This is a genomic window from Myxococcus sp. MH1 (assembly GCF_059738865.1).
In genome coordinates this window covers 10,659,966-10,678,466 of the sequence record NZ_AP026947.1, presented here as the reverse complement: position 1 = coordinate 10,678,466, position 18,501 = coordinate 10,659,966, and the positions used below count along the sequence as shown (strand labels likewise).

The following is an 18,501-nucleotide window of genomic DNA, read 5'->3' as shown; positions in this document are numbered from 1 at the left end:
GTGCGCTTGTCGGGAGGCCCTGCGGACCACGATGGATGGACACCTCGCCGGGCGCGGGGGCCAGCGGTCGGGTTGCGGATCCTGTCTGGCGGGTGGCTCCACGGGGTGTTGGGTGAGGGATTTCCGAGGGACGCGCCCGGTGCGCTTGTCGGGAGGTCTTGCAGGCCACGATGGTCGGCCTCCCGACGGCACGATGAGCAGCGCAGACGTGCCCCGGAGATGGCCTGCGTCATGGTCCGAAGGTGGAAGCGCGGGACCTGTCCGCGACAGGCCCCCGGTGTATGTCATGCTCCAGCCGCGCGGGCCCCACGGTCCTCCGCCGGACACGCGCCCTTCTTCATGGCCCCCCGCCCTGGCACCGAGTTCCCGGACGTGACGCTCGCCATCATCGCGGGCGGTCAGGGGCGTCGCTTGTCGGGCGTGCCCAAGGGACTGCTGGAGGTCGAGGGGCGCACCGTGCTGTCACGGCAGCTCGCGCTGTCCCCCCACTTCGGCGACGTGCTCCTGGTGGCGAACGCCCCCGCTCCCTACGCGGCATATGCCCTGCGCACGGTGGCGGACCCGATCCCGGACAAGGGCGCTCCAGGGGGTGTGCACGCGGCGCTGACGGCGTCGCGCACGCGCTGGGTCGTCACCGTGGCGTGCGACATGCCCTTCGTGTCGCTGGAGGCGCTGCGGGTGCTGCTCGCCGCGCGCGGCGAGGACGTGGACGCGGTGTGCTTCGAGGCCGAGGGACGGATGGAGCCGCTCCTCGCCGTGTATCGCGCCGAGCTGGCGCCCCACTGGAGGACCCTGCTCCCGGAGGACCCGTCCTTGCGACGGCTGCTCTCACGCTTCCGCTCCCGGGTCCTGCCCGAGAGCGCACTGCGCGCGGTGGACCCCACGCTGCGCTCCCTGGTGAACGTCAACACCCCCGAGGACCTCGCGCGGCACGGTGTCTCGCTGCCGCCACGGTGAGCCACGGTTCACCTCGGCGTCGGCACGGACTGGAGCAGCGTGGGCAGCTCCGCCAGGTCGAGCACGAGGCTGGGGCGAATCTGTCCGAGCGCATCGGACATGTCCTCGCCTTGCCCCTGCACGCCCAGGCCCACCGTGAAGTTGTCGCCCAGGCGCACCCGCGTGCTCGCCACCACGCTGGCCCGCCTCGACTCCGTGCCCCCCAGCTTCAGCAGGGACTGGGTCGCCTCCAGCTTGAGCTGGAAGCGCGGCGACGCGACGCCGAACGACAGGCCGACGTCCACCCACTTCTCCATCGACAGCTCCGGCCGCGCGCGCTCCTGCAGCACGCGGACCTGCAGGGCCACCTCCAGGTTCGCGTCCGCGTCGCTCAACAACTCCAACGTGGCCGCGCCGAACCCGCGCTGGATGGCGACCCCATCCCCGTCTTGCGACTCGAGCCCCGGCGTCACCCAGCGTCCCCCCGCCGAGAGGAACAGCGCGCTGGACGACGCGCGCGACTCCTTCGTGCACGCGGGGAGCCCCTGCCGGATTCGCGCGATGCCCGCCTGCCGCGTGGCCTCCATCGCGACCCGGTACTCGGCGTCCGCCTTCCTGAAGTCCTCCGCGCTGTCGTAGTCCCCGGGCAGGGGCTTGTCGGGGAACTCGTACAGGGTCGGGTCCGCCAGCACGTTGGCGATGCACTGGCTGTAGCGCGCGCCGTAGATGCTGCGCTCTCCGAGCACGTCCATGGACACACCCGCCATCACCGTGGCGAAGCGGCCCTTCTGGGGCGCCGCGTCCGGAAACGGCGTGTCCTGTCCGATGCCCAGCGTGATGGCCGTGTCCTGGAGCAGCCGCGTGACGAGCGACGAATTGCGAGAGGCGACGGCCTCCGAGTAGAGCCGCTCGAAGCCCTCGGTGAGCAGGTAGGGATTGAACTGCAGCGCGAACGAGGCCTGGGTTCCATTCAGCACCGCGCCCACGCCGCGCAGGCTCGCCACCAGGGCCGTGGGGTTCGCCGGGTGCACCAGCTCTCCCGCCGTGGCGACATCCAACCCCGCGGCCGCCTCCGAGCCGCCGCGCAGGATGCTCGGGAAGTCCAGCTCCACCGTGTTCGGCTTCGGCGGTGTGGCCTGGGCACTCGCGACCCCCGCGCAGAGCGCCGTGAGCAGCGCGAGCGCCGCCCTCATTCCACCACCGTCCAGGTCAGCGTGATGAAGTCCGCCACCGAGCCCTTCTCCAGGGAGAAGTCATCCCAGAGGGCCTCCTTGCCGCCCTTCTCGAAGACGAGCGAGGCGCGCTGGAGGAACCGCGCCCCCACGCCCGCGGGGTCGGCCACGGAGAACACCACGCGCACGAAGCCCTGCGCCGCGCTGGTCAGGAAGTCATCCGGCAGGGGCAGCGTGGTCTCTCCCGCGAAGGTCGCCGAGTGCAGCTGCCGCCGCTCCTGGCCCTGCATCTTCCCGCTCACCACCAGCCGCATGGCCACGGTGTTGAGCGTGCCGGAGGGGCGCTCCAGCACCAGCTTCGCCCCCTTCCGGTCCGCGCGAGGCACCTGGATGGTGGACTCCAGCTTGTCGTTTCCCGACATGATGTTCCCCCCTCGTGGGTCTGGGTGGACGCCGACGTCCTGCCCGCCGTCCATTCTAGCGCCCGGCATGACACGGCTCGAAGGCGGCGGGGTATGCGCCGGGCACACCTGGCGGGCGAGCGTGCCACCGGGTGCGTCACACTGACGCATGGACGGACAGGCCTGGGGGTGGGAGAGAGGACGAGGAGACCCTCATGCTGAAGACCCCTCTTGGACGATTCCGCGCCGTGGCCCTGCTGGAGGGCCTGTCCTTCATCGCGCTGCTGTTCATCGCGATGCCCCTGAAGTACGCGGCGGGGATGCCCCTGGCGGTGCGCTTCGCGGGCATGGCCCACGGGCTGTTGTTCGTGCTGTACCTCTTCGCGCTGATGGAGGTGGCCATCGCCCTGCGCTGGTCCTTCTCGCGCGTGGTGTTCGCGTTCGGCGCGTCGCTGGTGCCGTTCGGCAACTTCCTGCTCGACGCGAAGCTCCGGAAAGAGGAAGCCTCCACCACCCCCCGTGCCGCCGGCCCCCTTGGTTCCTGAACCCAGAGCGCTGGAGGCTCCGCCGAGGGCGTCACCCGACCTCACACGTCGGCTCGTGCTCCACGCGGAGCGGGTGCGAGCCCTCCAAGGAGTTCGCGCGCGCGAGCAAGCTGTGCGAGCATTCCGCGCGGATTTTTTCACGGTGGAGGTCGGCTCTCATGGAACGCGGCATCTGGAACACGCCCGAGGACGTCCAGCGCGAGCTGGAGGCGCGGCTCGCGCTCGTGCAGCCCTCCGAGCACATCCGGGGCATGCACTTCGCCGCCGTGCTCGACACCGTGCGCTTCCTGGGCGGTGAGCAGGCGGTGAAGCGCATCGTCGACGCGGGCGACATGCCCGCGGACCTGGACCCCACCGAGCTGTACCCGGTGCCGCCCTTCATGCGGCTGTTCTTCGCCGCGGCCCACCTGCTCGCGCCCCAGCTGGGCGGCTTCGAGGAGGCCATGCGCCAGATTGGCGTCCAGGGCACGCTCGCCTTCGTGCACTCCATGTTCGGCTCGGAGGTGCGCCAGCAGGTGGGCGGCGACCCGAAGCAGCTGGTCAACATGCTGCCGGAGGCCTACCGCATGGCCATCGACTTCGGTGAGCTGGTGGTGGAGTGGACCAGCGCCCGCGCGGGCCGCATCCACATGCGCCGCATCTTCACCCCCGTCGCCTACAACGAGGGCATGCTCGAGGGCGCGCTCCAGGCCGTGGGCGCCCAGGACATCCAGGTGCGGGGCCGCCAGACGTCGCTGCTCGACAGCGAGTACACCCTCTCCTGGGACGACTGACTCACGGCGCGTCGAACACGAAGGCCCCGTAGCCCACCACGCCTTCGTGCGCGCCGAACGCATCCCCGGAGCTGCGCAGCGCCACCATCCGGGGCCGCAGCGCCCGCCGCTTCGCCACGCGCAAGAGCCCGTTGATGGCCTCCGCGCCACACGCGCTCCCCGCGTCCAGCGGCTCCTCCAACGACAGCACCCGCGCCGCCGTCACCCGGTCCGCCCGCGCGGCGTGCTCGTAGGGCAGGTGATGCGACAGGTCCGACGTGATGACGGGCAGCACGTCCTCGTCCCACAGCGCCTCCAGCACCTGCGCCGCCTGGTCCGACGCGCCCCGGCCCACCACCAGCGGCAGCACCGTGAAGTGCTCCAGCACCCGCTGCAGGAACGGGAGCTGTACCTCCAAGCCGTGCTCCGCCTCGTGCGCTCCCGTCGACGCCGTCACCTGGGGCAGCCGCATGGCCCGCTCGCGCAGCCCTTCGTCCAGCCGCACGTCCCCCAGGGGCGTGCACAGCAGGTCCACCTCCGGATACGCCACGCCCCGCAGGGGGACGAAGTGGCTGGGGCCCAGCAGCAACACCCGCGTGCGCGCGGCGCGGCGCGGCCACAGCGTGGCGTAGGCCGCCGCCGCCACCCCGCCGGAATAGACATACGCGGCATGGGGGACGATGAGCGCCGCGGGCGACGCGTCCCCCGGCACACGCGCCTGCTCCAGCCACGTGTCCAGCTGGGTGGACAGCGTGGAGGGCTGGGCCGGATAGAAGGAGCCCGCGACCGCGGGCGTGCGCACTCGAGGCATGGTCCCCTCCCACCGCGAACGGGGCACCTGCTGGAATCCTAAAGAAGCACGGCAACGTCAGTCATGCCAATCATTGCAAGACTGTTCGCTTCTGGGATGAGCGGGTCCCACCTCCGCGCGTCCGCCGAGGGCCCCGGGGTGACAAGGGATTGATTTCGCCCGGGCGCGCGGGTGGCTCGGTGATTGCTATCCAACGCTTCGTGCCGCGCACTCCTCCCGGGCGGTCAGGGCCGCCTGGTGCGCGGGACTTCGCGAATGGGGAGGCCGGCCGGGAACCATGACTCCTCCGCCCGGCCGTGCCTTCTCGTCCGCGGGCTCGCGGCGTGACGCGTGTGCTCCGCGCCGTGTCTCAGCGATGTCTCACGCCGGGCCCCACCGCGCGCGCCCACCACGGGAGGCCTCCGCCAACTCCCCGTTCTCCGGGGCCATGGGACCCTGGTCGTACGCTCCTGCGCGAATTCTCAAGGAGTGGTGATGCGATAGCCGACACATGAAGAACGAAAAAAGGATGCACGCTTTCGCCCATTGACTAGAAGGGGCCGCCGAGCGCCCGGGAATGACCGCGGGCTAACGCAACGGAGGGACGCTTCATGAAGGCAAATCAGTGGCAGGCGATGGCCGTGGCGGCAGGGTTGATGGTGGCGTCGACGGCGAGCGCGCAGGAGACGGGTGGCGGTTCGGGCAGCTTCGGGAACGCCGGGCAGATTGTCGTCAGCTCGGATGCGTTCGGTAACCTGGGCTACACGACGGAGGGTGCGGGGTACGGCTACTTCCACATCGCGCCGAGCGCCGATTACTTCCTCAAGGAGAACCTCTCCGTCGGAGCCAACGTGCAGCTGCGCGTGCTCTTCGGTGAGGGAGACACGGTGGCCGCCTTCGGTATCGGCGGGCGCGTGGGCTACAACATCGCGCTGGCGGAGAAGATCTCCGTGTGGCCGAAGGCCGGCGTGACGCTGTTCGTCGGTGACGACATCATCGCCACGCAGGACGGGACGGGGGCTGCGTCCACCGTCATCCTGGATGGCTACGCGCCGTTCCTGTACCACGTCACCAGCCACTTCTTCATCGGCGCCGGCCCCCGTCTGGCCATCGGCCTGGGTGACGACGTGGACGTGACGTTCGGCGTGGCGACCACGCTCGGCGGCTACTTCTAGTCGGCGGTCGTCGGCAGGACCCACGGGCCCCGCGCGCGGTTGGACGTCTCCACCGCGCGTCGGGGCTCGTGTCGTTCAAGGGGCCGCCACCTCCACCCAGCCGCCCGCGGCCGCCGCGCCCGGCTCGTGCACCAGGCGCAGCCCCAGCTGCAGCGAGCGCTCCCCCGTCGCCGGCGCATGGAGCAGCAGCACGGAGGCCGTCTCCTCCAGCACCCTTCGGGACACCGGTCGCGTCGCGTCGTCCCGGCCACCCCGCAGCTCGCGCCAGTCCTTCAGCCCCCAGCCCACCACGCGGCCGTCCCGCAGGCGCACCGTCACGTCCGCCCACGCGCTGCCTCCCGCCGGCACTCGCACCGGCGCGAGCAGCTTCTTGAGTCCCTCCACCACGGCGCCGGGCTCGGGCGTTCCGGCCTCGCGTCGGCCCGGGGCGCGGCGGGCTCCCAGGGGACGCTCGGCCGGGAGCAGGAGGGGCGGCTCCACCCGCCACGAGGAGGCCCCGCGCTCCAGCGTCAGCACCACCTCTCCCGGCGGCTGTCGCGTGGTGGACAGGAGCCGCGTGGCCACCTGTCGCTGGAGCTCCGCGGCGTCCACGGGCCGGCCCGCGCGTCCGCCGCGCTCCTGGGCCTGGTAGCCCACCAGCGTCAGCGCGCCCTGCTCCGACCAGAACGTGAGCTCCAGCCTGGCGCCGACCTCGCGCACGGTGCCGGCCAGCGCCGCCACGCGCACGGCGACCTGCCGCGCCTCGTGGAGTCGGGCCGCGTCCTGCTCGACGAACACGTCGGGTCGACCCGAGCCGCCCGTGCCGCCTCCCGCGCATGCGAGCCCGAGGGCGAAGAGGAGCGCGCCGCACGCGCGAGCACGGCTCCGGAATCGGAGATGGATGATGGCCATGTGCTTCCCCCTGCCGGGTGCGGCGCACCCGGGTGTCCTGGCACGGCGTCGTGGTGGCGGGACGACAGGAATTCCCGTGGGAGGAGGACGCACGCGGCCCGCGAATCCTGAGCGCTCACGACTCGCGGACGGGACGTCTGTTCAATCGGCCACGAGGAGGGACGGTGTCCGCTTCAACCTCGCGCGAGGTTCTTCAGCACGAAGGCCAGGTTCGCCGGGCGCTCGGCCATGCGGCGCATGAGATAGGGATACCAGTGGCGGCCGTACGGGACATACACGCGCACCGGATGCCCCTGGTCCGCGAGCTGTCGTTGCAGGTCCGCGCGGATGCCGTGGAGCATCTGGAATTCGAACGCACCGCGAGGCAGTCCCCGCCGCGCGGCGTGCTCCAGCGTCGCGTCAATCATCCGCTCATCGTGCGTGGCGATGCCGTGATACACGCCGCTGTCGAGCAGCACCCTCATGCACCGCACGAAGCTCGCGTCCACGTCCGCCTTGTCTGGATAGGCGATGGCCTCGCTCTCCAGATAGGCGCCCTTGCACAGACGGATGCGCACCCGCTCATCGCACAGCGCGCGGGTGTCCGCCTCCGTGCGCCGCAGGCAGCTCTGCAGCACCGCGCCCACGTGCGGCTCTCCGAACTCCGCGTGGAGCTTTCGCACGATGTCCAGCGTGACCTGCGTCACCGCGCCGTGCTCCATGTCGATGCGCACGAACGAGCCGCGTGACGTGGCGTCCGCCACCACCTGTCGCGCGTTCTCCAGCGCCAGCGCTTCATCGAGCAGCAGCCCGCACTGCGTCAGCTTCAGCGACACGTTGGCCCGCACCCCCGTCTGGTCGATGCGCGCGAGCAGCCGGCGGTACTCGCGCACCTCCTCGCGGGTCTCCGCCGCGTCCTTCACCGCCTCGTTGAGGTGGTCGAAGGACGCCGACAGCCCTTGCGCGGTGAGCGCCTTCACCGCGTCCATCGCCTCGTCGAGCGTCTCGCCCGCGACGAAGCGCCGCGACAGCTTCTTCAGCGGAGGCAGCCGCGTGGCCCAGTCCTTCAGGCCCGTCCGCCGCGACAGGAACATCAGCGCTCCGCGAGACCACTGTTCGGCGATGGCGCTCATCCACGCAGCTCCCGGGGGGCGACCCCATACTCCTCGAGGAAGGCCCCCACGAGGGCGTTGAACGCCTCCGGGTGGCTCATGTACGGCAGGTGGCTCGCGTCGCGCAGCAGCTCCAGCCGCGCTCCGGGGATGTGCCGGGCCACGTCCACCGCGGCCTCGGGCGGCACCAGCAAATCCCGGCCGCCCTGGATGACGAGCGTGGGCACGCGCAGCTCGTGCAGCCGGGGATGGAAGTCCGCGGCCAGCACGTCCCGCAGTCGACGCAAGAGCTCCAGGGGCGTCAGCCGCCGCGCCTCGCGCACGATTTCCGCGCGCCCCTCGGGCGGCAGCCGCGCGCCCCCCAGCACCCGCGCCACCATGGGCGCCACCAGGTACGCCAGCGGCCGAGGCGCGCGCACCAGCGTCGACAGCGACACCGCCAGCCGCCTCACCCGACGCACGCTGGCCACGGGAGACACGAGCACCAGCGCCCGCACCCGCTCCGGATGCGCCAGCGCGAAGGCGATGGACAGCAGGCTCCCGTAGGACGAGCCCACCAACGCGAAGCGCTCCGGCAGCCGCGCCTCGACATGGTCCAGCACGGCCAGGTTCCACGCGAGCGGCGAGTGCGTGGCCGGGGTGTGCAGGGGCGGCGTCCACAACAGCAGACGCAACAGGCGGGACAAGGGCTCCATCGGCGCGAAGGAGCGGCCACTGGCGCCCAGGCCCGGCAGACACACCACGGTGCGCGATGGGTCCGTGTCGCCGTCGGGAAAGGTGAACAGCCGCACCGATGTCCCCTTCACCGGGCGCTCCTCGCACACCAGTCGCTCGTAGCCGGAGGGGATGTCCTCCACGTCCGGGACGAGCGGTGCCGCGCGACGGCGCTGCAGGGAAGAGGAGGGCGGCTCAAGCATGGCGGGCCTTCACCATCAACCGGTGCACGCTCGTGGCCACCCGGTCGCGAAACGCACGCAGGCGGGACTCGGACGCACCGGCCGGCGGCGGCATGTGCGGGCTTCCCAACGCGAAGGTCAGCCGCACCGGAAAGGGCAGCGGCCCCAACCCCACGAGCAGGGGCACGCGGTACTTCTCCTCGTCGGTGAGCCGCACGCCCAGCTTCGCCTCGCCCGGGGGGAACAGGAACGTGTCATCCACCCCGAAGCCCGCGAAGGGCACCACCGGCACCCCCGCGCGCGCCGCCACGTGCGCGAAGCCCAGGGCCTGCTCCCACCGGAGTTGATAGCGGCCCGGAGGACGCTTGAAGACCTCGCGCGCGCCGCCGGGGTAGCACACCACCAGCGCCCCCTCCTTCAGCGCCGCCAGCGCGTTGTCCTTCGTCCCCTCCACCCCGCCCAGCCACGGCAACACCGTGCGGATGACGGGGATGCGGAAGAAGCCGCGCTCGGCCAGCCCCAGCGCCCGGCGTCCCGTCGCCCGGTGCAGCAGGTGGAAGAAGGCCGGTGTCTCGTAACCCCAGACGCCATGGTTTCCCACCAACAGCACGGGGCCCCGGGTCGGCACGTGCTCGGCCCCCATCAGCCGCGCGCGATGGTAGAGCGCCGACAGCGCCGCCCCCCGCTCGGCGAGGCGGAACACGGCCCTGCGCACGGTGGCGAGCGAGGCTTCCACGGGGACACATCATGGAGACGCCCGGGCGCCACGTCAGCCGGACCGGCCGGGCAGTCGGGCCCCTGCACTCCATGTCCCCAGACGCCCCAAACCCACGCACCGTCCCCGGGGGGATGCTCCCGGCCCACCCCCCAGGTTGCTTTGAGTAGGCAACGCTTGGCGTCGACCCCCATGGGCTTTCAGCCCCCGGATACGGCACGATTCCATGTGGTTGTTTCACCCCTGTCGAACGTTCGATCCACCCATCGTTTGAGTTTCGATAATGTGAGGATGAAGCCCGCCTTTGGTTGTCTGCCTGCCCCGTCGTGCAGATGGTTCAGGGATGGGAGGCCCTTTCGACATCCTCGTCGAGCAGCACCGGGAGCTCGAGGAGCGCTTCGAGGCCCTGGGCGCGGGTGACGATGAGTCTGGGTCATCCGGTGTCGTGCGGGAGCTGGTGGCGCTGTTGCGACACCACCTCTGGCTGGAGGAGCGCTGTCTTCAGCCCTGGGTGACCCGGGTGGAGGGGCGTGCCCGGGGTCGGCAGCAGGCCGGGGATCGGCAGGCCATGCATGAGCTGTTGGATGAGCTGGAGGAGCATCCCCTCCAGAGCGCGGAATGGCAGGCCCGCTTCCTCACGCTCGAGGACCTGTGGGTCGCGCATCTCCAAGAAGTGGAGTCCTCATTGCTGCCCCGGCTCACCGCGGTGATGGCTCCACGCGAGCAACAGGCGCTCGCCCAGGAGCTGTCCCGGTGCCGGCGGGACACGCGCTCCTCGGGCTCCGAGGCCGGTTTCTCGGGCTCCGGACCCTTCCTGGATGACCTGCGCTGGGAGGGTTGAGCGCCGTTCCCGCCTCACTGGAATGGGACCCGACCTGGGACGGCGGGGGGGGTGATACGTCCTTCAGTCACACCTTTTATCGCTTCCTTTAGACAAATCCTAAATTGGAAGGTATGGGTATGGACGGCTTCACAAATCAACTCCCCCTTCCAGACCTTCAACACCCAGACTAGCCAAGACGAGGATTGAACGAATGTCCGTGGATAAAGCGTTTCGGGACATGATCCGTAACGAAATCGAGGTCCAGCTCAAGCCGCTGCGCGACGTGGTCTCCCGCCTGGAGTCCGGTACGGCGGACCTGGATGCGCTGCGCAACGTGGCGGAGCGGCTGGCCCCCCTGGCCGAGGTGGTGGGTCCCCTGTTCGGCGCCCAGCTGCCCGCGGCGAAGCCCGGTCGCAAGGCCGTGGGTCGCCCGGCGGCGGCGGCGCGTGGCGCGGTGAGCGCGGCGGCCCCCGTGGGTGGCAAGCGCCGGGGTCGCAAGCCCGCGGCGGCGGCGGCGGATGGCTCGCGCGCGTGCGCCATCGTCGGCTGCGGCAAGCCCAGCCGGACCAAGGGCTACTGCGCGGCGCACTACCAGAAGCTGCGCATGCTGGAGAAGACCAACCGCCGGCCCTCCGCGTGGGTGGATTACGCCCCCGCTGACAGCGTCGAGGACATCAAGCTTCCGCGTGGCCGCGCCGCGTCGAAGGCCCTGGCAGCAGCAGCGCAAGCCGCGAACGGTTAAACAGCGGCACGCTGCCCCGGCCCGGGCAGAGAGTGACCGCGCACCTTCGTCAACCCAGGCTCCGTCGTCGGGAGAGGGTTCGAGGGACGCCCGTACGGGAAGTCTTGCCCGCGGGGGCTCGCAGGGGCATGAATGCCCGGGCCCATGAACAAACGAGATCTGGAGCCTGGCATCATCACCGACCTGGCCGGACGGACCACGTACGGTGAATACCTACAGCTCGACCGGGTGTTGTCGGCGCAGGTTCCGCGCTCGCAGCCACCGCACCACGACGAGCTGCTCTTCATCATCCAGCACCAGACGAGCGAGCTGTGGATGAAGTTGCTCATCCACGAGCTGAGCGCGTGTATCCGCTATGTCCAGGCGGACCGGCTGGAGCCTTCCTTCAAGATCTTCGCGCGGGTGGGGAACATCCAGCGGATGCTCTTCGAGCAGTGGAGCGTGCTGGAGACGCTCACGCCGAATGAGTACCTGGAGTTCCGTGACGCGCTGGGGCCCGCGTCGGGCTTCCAGAGCTGGCAGTACCGCGCGGTGGAGTTCCTGCTGGGCAACAAGGACGCCAACGCGCTGGGACCCTTCCGCCACCAGCCGGACGTGCACGGGGAGCTGGAGCGGCTGCTCGAGTCCCCCAGCCTCTACGACGAGTTCCTGCGCTACCTGGCTCGCAAGGGCCACGCGATTCCCGAGGACCACGCCCAGCGCGACTGGAAGAAGCCGTACGAGAAGAGCCCCGCGGTGGTGGAGGTGTTCCGTCGCATCTACGAGGACACCGAAGCGCACTGGGACGCGTACGAGATGTGCGAGAAGCTGGTGGACACCGAGGAGCGCTTCCAGCTCTGGCGCTACCGTCACATGATGACGGTGATGCGAATCATCGGGTTCAAGCAGGGCACCGGTGGCTCGACGGGCGTGTCCTTCCTGCGCAAGGCGTTGGACCTGCGCTTCTTCCCGGAGCTATGGGACGTGCGCACGGAGCTCTTGCCGCCCGGCGCCCGGCCCCCGTCCTCCACGCGGTGAGCCTTCCCCGGTCATGGCAGGCGTTGCGCGCCTGTCCTGACATCCAAGAGGGTGAGAGGAATGAGGCGAAGCCGGGGGTGACAGGCTTCGGCCGCTGAAACATCGACAATGTGACGTGGGAGGACGGGTGGGGTGGTCCCCCGGGGGCCCCTGCGTGAAGTGGCCGTGGGTGGAATGACGCCTCCCGGACATGCGGGCGAGGAAGGGCACCTGGCGCGCGGAAGGGTGGGAGGCAGCGGCTAGGCTTCTGCGCACCATGGCCGCCGAGTCTCCCCTGCTCTTCGAGAAGGCGCACATCCTGTGCTACCGGACCTTCGATATCGCGGAGGAGATCAACCTCGAGCGGGCGCGCAGGGCCGTCTCGGAGGACACCCGCCGGCTGAAGCTGTCGCGCGAGAATGGCCAGTACCTGCAGCTGCCCAATCCGCCGCTGGCGTATGAGTTGGGGCGCCGGGCGCTGGCGCTTCGTGACGGTCCTGTCACGGTGGATGCCACCGCGCGGCTGTTCGACCATGGCGCGGCGTCCATCATCCTGAGGGTGCCGGTGGTGCCGGGCACGTCGCTGGAGCAGCTGACGCGGGTGGCGGACGAGCTCTACGACAGCCAGGCGCTGGAGGACCTGGCGCTGGATTGGGTGGAGGGCGTGCGGCGCACGATTGCGCCGGCGGTGCAGGGCGCGCACCTGTGGGACCAGAACGAGAGCTACACGGTCATCTTCGCGGAGAGCATCCGGGGCAACCCCACCGCGGAGGAGCTCCTGGAGAAGGCGGACCTGGCGCGGCTGTTGTTGGGGGAGAACGGGGAGACGCCGCTGTCGCGCCGGGAGAGCGAGGCCGTCACCCAGGTGCGCTTCAGCTACACGGTGAATGATTTGGTCGTCATCGACTGGAACAGCGCGTTCGTCTACGAGCCGTCGGGCTCGGGGGACATCCCGGACCTGCTCGAAATCGCCAACGCGCAGCTGTTGGAGTTCCGCTACTTCGACGAGAAGCTGGACGAGCACATCGCGCGCATCCACGACGAGGTGCAGGCCAAGCGCCACGGGTGGACGCGGCTGTTCCGCAGTCCGTACCGCACGCTGACGCGGCAGACCTTGGGCACGCTGGTGGACCTGAACGAGTTCATCGAGCGGGTGGACAACAGCCTGAAAATCATCGGCGACTTCTACCTGGCCAAGGTCTACGAGGCCGCGGTGCGCCGCATGCGCATCCCCGCGTGGCAGGGCTCGGTGACGCGCAAGCAGCAGCTGCTCGCCCAGACGTACGGCCTGCTCAAGGGCGACGTGGACATCGACCGCTCGCACACCCTGGAGGCGGTCATCGTGCTGCTCATCGTCCTGGAGATCTTCTTCGCCTTCTTCAACGTGTTCGCCCACTGAGGGCCGAGTGTTCGTCCACTGAACGCCCGGACGACTTGTTCCCGGGTACAAGGCGCGCGCGGGTTTCGCGGGCACAGCGGACATGGGACACTGGGGATTCGCGGTGGGGCCCGCCGGTGGGCCTTGGCTGGGGGGACGTGTGGGCATGAAGGTGCCCGAGAGCAACCGGGGAGCCGCCGAGGACCGCGTGACGCGGACGTTGGAGCGGCTGTCCCTCGCGCCGTCCGTGGAGGCGGTGCTGGAGGCGCTGCTGCGTGAGGCCGCGTCCGCCCTCGCCGTGTCCGACGTCTTCATGTGTTGGCGAGAGGACGGAAGCGAAGCGCACGTGCTCGTCACGCCGGGGCTGTCCGTCGACGCCGCGCGCGCGCGGGGCGAGCGGCTGCTGGATGGGCTGCGGGACATCGACGGGGGTCTGTTGCCGTACGTGGCGCTGGACGCGGAGCGGGAGGTGCTGGTGGCGCTGCCGCTGCTCGCGGGGGTGGATCCGGGCAGCGGCGTGGGGGTGCTGTGCGCGGTGCTGCCCGAGGGCCGGGGGCCGACGGACGAGGAGCTGGCGCGGCTGGGATTGCAGGCGCGACTGGCGGGGCTGGCGCTGGAGCGCGAGTGGGCGGTGGTCGGCACGCGCGAGGCGGTGGCGCGGGCGCGCGCGGAGGTGGAGCAGGCGGAGGTGCTGCGGCTCAGCCGTCTCCAGGCGGTGACGGAGGCGTTCGGTCAGACGCTCACGCGCGAGGAGGTGGCCCATGTCGTGCTGGATTTGGGGCTGCCCGCGGTGGAGGCGACGGCGGGCATCGTGCACCTGACGGCGGAGGGGCGCGCGGCCTCGGAGCTCGTCGCGGCGGTGGGCGTTCCGGACGCGCTGGTGGAGCCCCTGCGCGAGCTGCCCCGAGGGGGCGAGGAGCTGCTGGCGCAGACGGCGAAGCGCGCGGAGGCGCCGGTGTGGTTGGAGACGGTGGCGGCGATACGCGAGCGCTACCCGACGCTGGCGGGGCCGTTGGGGGAGGGGCCGCCCCGCGCGTTGGCGCTGCTGCCGTTGTTCGTGGAGGGGCGGGTGTTCGGGACGCTGGCCTTCGGCTTCGAGCGGGAGAAGGCGTTCTCCGCGCTGGAGCGCGCGTCGCTCGTGGGGTTGTCGCGGCAGTGCGGGCAGGCGCTGGAGCGCGCGCGGCTGTACGAGCGCGAGCACACCGCGCGACTGGAGGCGGAGGCGCTGGGGGCTCGGCTGAGCCTGCTGGCGGACGCGAGCGCGTTGGTGTCCGGCTCGTTGAGCTGGGAGGAGACGGTGGCGGGGGTGGCGCGGCTGGCGTTGGGGCACTTCGCGGACGGGTGCGCGGTGGACTCGTACGAGGACGGCGTGGTGCGCCGGCTGGCGGTGCTGCACGCGGACCCGGAGAAGGCGGAGCGGGTGTTGGAGCTGACCAGCTTCCCGCTGGACGCGGGGCAGCCGTCGCTCCTGTCGCGGGTGCTGACGAGCGGGCAGTCCCGGCTGGAGACCCGCGGGATGCGAGCGCCCGGGGACGCGAAGCCCGGCGCGTCCTGGCGCGCGAGCACGGTCATCCTCACGCCGCTGGTGGCGCGGCAGCGCACGCTGGGGGCGCTGACCTTCGTGCGGGACTCGGAGCGGGCGCCCTTCGACGTGACGGACGTGTCGCTGGCGGAGGAGCTGGCGCGGCGCGCGGCGCTGGCGATGGACAACGCGCGGCTGTTCCGGGACGCGCGCGCGGCGGAGGAGGAGAGCCGCCGGGGCGCGGCGCGGCTGCACGTGCTGGTGCAGGTCAGCCAGCTCATCGCCGAGGCGGGGTTGGACCTGCCCACGGTGCTGGACGTGCTGGCGAGCAAGGTGTCGGAGGCGCTGGGGGGTGGGTGCGTGCTGCAGCTGCTCGGGGAGGACCGGGAGCAGCTGGAGGTGGTGGCGGCGCACCATCCGGATCCGCGGGCGCGTGGCGTGCTGGAGGAGGCGTTGCGGAGGGACCCGGCGCGGGTGGGGGAGGGGCTGTCGGGCCGGGTGGTGGCGACGGGCAAGACGCTCTTCGTGCCGCGGCTGAGCGCGGAGGAGCTGCGGGGGGACCGCTCGCCGGAGGGGGTGGGATTCCTGGAGCGGTACGGGCCGCAGAGCCTCATCGTGGTGCCGCTGGGCGCGCGGGGGCGGGTGCTGGGGACGCTGGGGGTCATCCGCGAGGCGCGGGGGCGCGAGTACACGGCGGAGGAGCGGGCGCTGTTGGAGAGCCTGGCGGCGCGGGCGGCGCTGGCCATCGAGGACGCGCGGCTGTACGGCGCGGCGACGCAGGCGGTGAAGGCGCGTGACGAGCTGTTGTCGGTGGCGGGGCACGAGCTGAAGTCGCCGCTCAACGCGCTGCAGCTGCAGATCCACCTGCTGGCGCGGATGGCGAAGGACGCGATGGCGGCGAGCGGGCTGGCGGAGCGGGCGGAGAAGGCGGCGCGGGCGGGGCAGCGGCTGGGGTTGCTCATCGACGACCTGTTGGATGTGTCGCGCATCAGCGCGGGGCGGCTGAGCCTCAACCGCGAGGAGCTGGACCTGGCGGCGCTGACGCGCGAGCTGGTGTCGCGGATGTCCGAGGAGCTGGCGCGCGCGGGCAGCGAGGTGCGGCTGGTGGCGGACGTGGAGGTGCTGGGGCACTGGGACAAGCTGCGGTTGGAGCAGGTGTTGGTGAACCTGTTGTCGAACGCGGCCAAGTACGGCGCGGGGCGGCCGGTGACGGTGCAGGTGGAGGCGCGGGGGCTGGTGGCGGCGCTCGCGGTGCGCGACGAGGGCATCGGCGTGGCGCAGGAGGACCAGGAGCGCATCTTCGAGCGCTTCGAGCGCACCGAGTCCGCGCAGCACTTCAAGGGCCTGGGGCTGGGGCTCTGGATTACCAAGCGCATCGTCGAGGCCCACGGCGGCGGCATCCGCGTGGAGAGCCAGCCCGGCCGGGGCTCCACCTTCACCGTGGAGCTGCCGTTGCCGGACGTGGCCCCGCGCTGAGCGTCGACGCGGGCGGGTCCTGGATGCCTCGCCCGCTCCGGACGTGAGGGTCCTGGTCACGGTGGTGGGAGTCCTCCCGGACCGGGGGCAGGTCGGATACGCTGCGGTCCTTGCGTCCCTGGCTTCCTGGACGCGGAAGGCCGCCCCCACATGAGCGCATCCAGCCCCCTTTTCGGTGACCTGTTGCTCAAGCTGGGCATCGTCACGCCCGTGCAGGTGCAGGAGGCCCTGGCCCTCCAGGCCCTCACCGGTCAGCGCGTGGGCGAGGCCCTCATCTCCCTCGGCTACGTCACCCGGGAGCAGATTCAGGACGCGCTCGGCGAGGCCCTGGGCCTGCACCACGACAAGGGCCCCTCCCAGCCCGCGCTGGGCGAGCTGCTCGTGGGCCTCAAGTACGTGACGCTCGCTCAACTCGAGGAGGCGCTCGCCCGCCAGCGCCGCGACGGCCGCAAGCTGGGCGAAATCCTCGTGGAGCTGGGCCACTGCACCTACAAGCAGATCTACGAGGCCCTGGGCCTGCAGAACCGCATCGCCGGCCGCCAGGAGAACCCCCGCCCCTTCATCGACGGGCGCCGCCGCGTCGTCGTCGTCGATGACAGCCCGCTCGCCTGCGCCTTCGTGCAGGAGGGCCTCGTCGCCCTGGGCTACGAGGTGCTCTGCTTCCAGGACCCGTTCGAGGCCCTCGAAGGCATGAGCCGCCTGCAGCCCGCCATCGTCCTGAGTGATTTGGAGATGCCCGGCCTGGACGGCGTGGAGCTGTGCCGCCGCCTCAAGGAGGGCCCCACCCGCGGGCTGCCCGTCATCATCCTCACCGCGAACGACCGCGAGGCGGAGAAGGTGCGCGGCCTGCGCGCCGGCGCGGACGACTACGTCAACAAGTCCGCGTCCATGGACGAGCTCGCCGCGCGCATCGAGAGCGTCGTGCGCCGCACCGGCGAGACGGAGCGCATGCGCAAGCTGTTCGCGCGCTACACCTCCGCGGCCGTGGTGGATGAAATCCTCAAGAGCGCCGACGGCGTGGTGCTCACCGGCGAGAAGCGCGAAGTCACCCTGCTGTTCGCGGACATCCGCAACTTCACGGGCCTGGCGGAGAGCCTGCCTCCCGAGCAGGTCGTCGGGGTCCTCAACCAGGTCCTGGGCCGGCTGTCCGACGCGGTGCTGACGTGCGGCGGCACGCTGGACAAGTTCCTCGGCGACGGGCTGATGGCCGTGTTCGGCGCCCCGGTGGCGCGCACGGACGACGCGCTGCGCGCCCTCCAGTGCTCGAAGATGATGATGGACGCGATGACGGACCTGCGCGTGGAGGCGGAGGCCGAGTGGGCCGCCAACGGGCGCGAGGGCCATCCGCTGGTGCTCGAGCTGGGCGTGGGCATCAACTCCGGCGTCGTCGTCGCGGGCAACATCGGCAGCACCGTGCGCTCGGAGTACACCTGCATCGGCGACGCGGTGAATGTCGCCGCGCGCCTGTGTGCCCTGGCCGGCCCCGGGGAAATCCTGGTGGGCGAGCGCACCCGGGACCTGGTGGACGCCCGGGAGACGGCCTTCGAGGACCTGCCTCCCGTGCGCCTGAAGGGCAAGCAGCAGCCCGTGCCGCTCTACCGCGCGCTCTAGCCGCCGGGCCCCACGCGAAGTCTTTCGCGCCCCGGGGCGTCTCAACGGGTAGGGTGGGGGCATGACAGCACCCGCCTCCGATGCCCACCCTCCGCCCTCTCGCCGCTCCCCCGTCCTCTGGGTGGGGCTGGTGTTCGCCGTCGCGCTCGTCGGGGCGGTGCTGGTGGGGGCGCTGACGCGCTCGAAGGCGGTGCACGCGGAGCGCATCCATCAGGACCTCGCGGTGCTGGAGGACGCCCTGAACCGCTACCACGCGGACGGCAACGTGCTGCCGGAGGAGGCGGACCTGGAGCCGCTGCTCGTCCCCAAGTACCTGCCCGCGCTGCCCCTGGACCCGTGGGGCCGGCACTACCGCTACACCAGCAACGGCAGCCAGGTGTTCCTCGCCACGTTCGGCAAGAGCGATGACCGGGGCGGCAACGGCGAGGAGCAGGACCACACCAACCACGACGGCCACCCTCGGCCGGAGGTGAAGTAGCCGTCCGGACAGGCGTCCGCGCGGTGTGAGGGGAGCAGGCGTGCGGTGGTCCCCGCGCTCCTCCCCGTCCGCCGAGGGGGCCCCGTCCGCGCGCGGCGTGCGCATCTGTCC

Annotated in this window: 18 protein-coding genes; 11 read left to right on the top strand and 7 right to left on the bottom strand. The window is 71.3% G+C overall.

Annotation, left to right across the window (positions count from 1 at the left end):
- Window positions 1–339 precede the first annotated feature (339 nt).
- Window positions 340–957 carry a molybdenum cofactor guanylyltransferase gene (gene mobA, locus AC6JA9_RS42395; RefSeq protein WP_497958858.1) on the top strand — a complete coding sequence of 206 codons (618 nt, stop codon included), beginning with the start codon at window positions 340–342 and terminating at the stop codon, window positions 955–957.
- A gap of 8 nt (window positions 958–965) precedes the next feature.
- Here mobA and AC6JA9_RS42390 read toward each other — a convergent pair whose 3' ends face one another.
- Both AC6JA9_RS42390 and AC6JA9_RS42385 read right to left on the bottom strand, forming a co-directional pair.
- Complete coding sequence (locus AC6JA9_RS42390; protein WP_223750963.1) at window positions 966–2,129, bottom strand: hypothetical protein; 1,164 nt, start codon at window positions 2,127–2,129, stop codon at window positions 966–968.
- Entirely contained in the window at window positions 2,126–2,530 is a 405-nt protein-coding gene (locus AC6JA9_RS42385; protein ID WP_223750964.1) for a hypothetical protein, read from the bottom strand. Before AC6JA9_RS42385 ends, AC6JA9_RS42390 begins: the two co-directional genes overlap by 4 nt.
- Window positions 2,531–2,724: 194 nt before the next feature.
- On the opposite strand from AC6JA9_RS42385, the gene AC6JA9_RS42380 reads away from it, so the two are divergent.
- Both AC6JA9_RS42380 and AC6JA9_RS42375 read left to right on the top strand, forming a co-directional pair.
- Window positions 2,725–3,054 carry a DUF3817 domain-containing protein gene (locus tag AC6JA9_RS42380; RefSeq protein WP_046717183.1) on the top strand — a complete coding sequence of 110 codons (330 nt, stop codon included), beginning with the start codon at window positions 2,725–2,727 and terminating at the stop codon, window positions 3,052–3,054.
- Between the two features lie 158 nt (window positions 3,055–3,212).
- Window positions 3,213–3,827 (top strand): TIGR02265 family protein, encoded by a 615-nt coding sequence (locus AC6JA9_RS42375; RefSeq protein ID WP_046717182.1) that lies wholly within the window; start codon window positions 3,213–3,215, stop codon window positions 3,825–3,827.
- Window position 3,828: 1 nt separating this feature from the next.
- On the opposite strand, the gene amrB is transcribed toward AC6JA9_RS42375, so the two are convergent.
- The gene (gene amrB / locus AC6JA9_RS42370) at window positions 3,829–4,617 is read right to left on the bottom strand and encodes an AmmeMemoRadiSam system protein B (protein WP_497958857.1); all 789 of its coding nucleotides are present in this window, start codon (window positions 4,615–4,617) and stop codon (window positions 3,829–3,831) included.
- Window positions 4,618–5,207: 590 nt separating this feature from the next.
- Here amrB and AC6JA9_RS42365 point away from each other — a divergent pair.
- A complete protein-coding gene (locus tag AC6JA9_RS42365; RefSeq protein ID WP_223750967.1) occupies window positions 5,208–5,771 on the top strand; it encodes a hypothetical protein in 564 nt (187 codons plus the stop codon).
- A 75-nt stretch (window positions 5,772–5,846) separates the two neighbouring features.
- Here the strand turns inward: AC6JA9_RS42365 and AC6JA9_RS42360 are convergent, their stop codons facing one another.
- From AC6JA9_RS42360 to AC6JA9_RS42345, 4 genes are all read right to left on the bottom strand, one after another.
- On the bottom strand, window positions 5,847–6,662 hold the full coding sequence (locus AC6JA9_RS42360) for a hypothetical protein (protein WP_473571210.1): 816 nt from the start codon (window positions 6,660–6,662) through the stop codon (window positions 5,847–5,849).
- Between the two features lie 173 nt (window positions 6,663–6,835).
- Window positions 6,836–7,774, bottom strand: coding sequence for a proline dehydrogenase family protein (locus AC6JA9_RS42355; RefSeq protein WP_223750969.1), 939 nt, complete (start codon window positions 7,772–7,774; stop codon window positions 6,836–6,838).
- Window positions 7,771–8,670, bottom strand: coding sequence for an alpha/beta fold hydrolase (locus tag AC6JA9_RS42350; protein ID WP_497958856.1), 900 nt, complete (start codon window positions 8,668–8,670; stop codon window positions 7,771–7,773). Before AC6JA9_RS42350 ends, AC6JA9_RS42355 begins: the two co-directional genes overlap by 4 nt.
- A complete protein-coding gene (locus AC6JA9_RS42345; RefSeq protein ID WP_267698584.1) occupies window positions 8,663–9,385 on the bottom strand; it encodes a lysophospholipid acyltransferase family protein in 723 nt (240 codons plus the stop codon). The genes AC6JA9_RS42350 and AC6JA9_RS42345 overlap by 8 nt, the downstream gene beginning before the upstream one ends.
- Window positions 9,386–9,707: 322 nt before the next feature.
- On the opposite strand from AC6JA9_RS42345, the gene AC6JA9_RS42340 reads away from it, so the two are divergent.
- The 7 genes from AC6JA9_RS42340 (at window position 9,708) to AC6JA9_RS42310 (ending at window position 18,390) form a co-directional block, all read left to right on the top strand.
- Window positions 9,708–10,205 carry a hemerythrin domain-containing protein gene (locus AC6JA9_RS42340; RefSeq protein ID WP_223750972.1) on the top strand — a complete coding sequence of 166 codons (498 nt, stop codon included), beginning with the start codon at window positions 9,708–9,710 and terminating at the stop codon, window positions 10,203–10,205.
- Between the two features lie 193 nt (window positions 10,206–10,398).
- On the top strand, window positions 10,399–10,929 hold the full coding sequence (locus AC6JA9_RS42335; RefSeq protein ID WP_223750973.1) for a cell wall protein: 531 nt from the start codon (window positions 10,399–10,401) through the stop codon (window positions 10,927–10,929).
- Window positions 10,930–11,061: 132 nt separating this feature from the next.
- The gene (locus tag AC6JA9_RS42330) at window positions 11,062–11,946 is read left to right on the top strand and encodes a tryptophan 2,3-dioxygenase (protein WP_267698583.1); all 885 of its coding nucleotides are present in this window, start codon (window positions 11,062–11,064) and stop codon (window positions 11,944–11,946) included.
- 256 nt (window positions 11,947–12,202) lie between these two features.
- Window positions 12,203–13,324, top strand: coding sequence for a hypothetical protein (locus AC6JA9_RS42325; RefSeq protein WP_497958855.1), 1,122 nt, complete (start codon window positions 12,203–12,205; stop codon window positions 13,322–13,324).
- Between the two features lie 145 nt (window positions 13,325–13,469).
- Window positions 13,470–16,301, top strand: a complete 2,832-nt coding sequence (locus tag AC6JA9_RS42320) for a GAF domain-containing protein (RefSeq protein ID WP_497958854.1) — start codon at window positions 13,470–13,472, stop codon at window positions 16,299–16,301.
- Window positions 16,302–16,451: 150 nt separating this feature from the next.
- Window positions 16,452–17,912, top strand: a complete 1,461-nt coding sequence (locus AC6JA9_RS42315; RefSeq protein WP_267698580.1) for an adenylate/guanylate cyclase domain-containing protein — start codon at window positions 16,452–16,454, stop codon at window positions 17,910–17,912.
- A 61-nt stretch (window positions 17,913–17,973) separates the two neighbouring features.
- Window positions 17,974–18,390 carry a type II secretion system protein GspG gene (locus tag AC6JA9_RS42310; RefSeq protein WP_223750976.1) on the top strand — a complete coding sequence of 139 codons (417 nt, stop codon included), beginning with the start codon at window positions 17,974–17,976 and terminating at the stop codon, window positions 18,388–18,390.
- The last annotated feature ends 111 nt before the right edge of the window (window positions 18,391–18,501 follow it).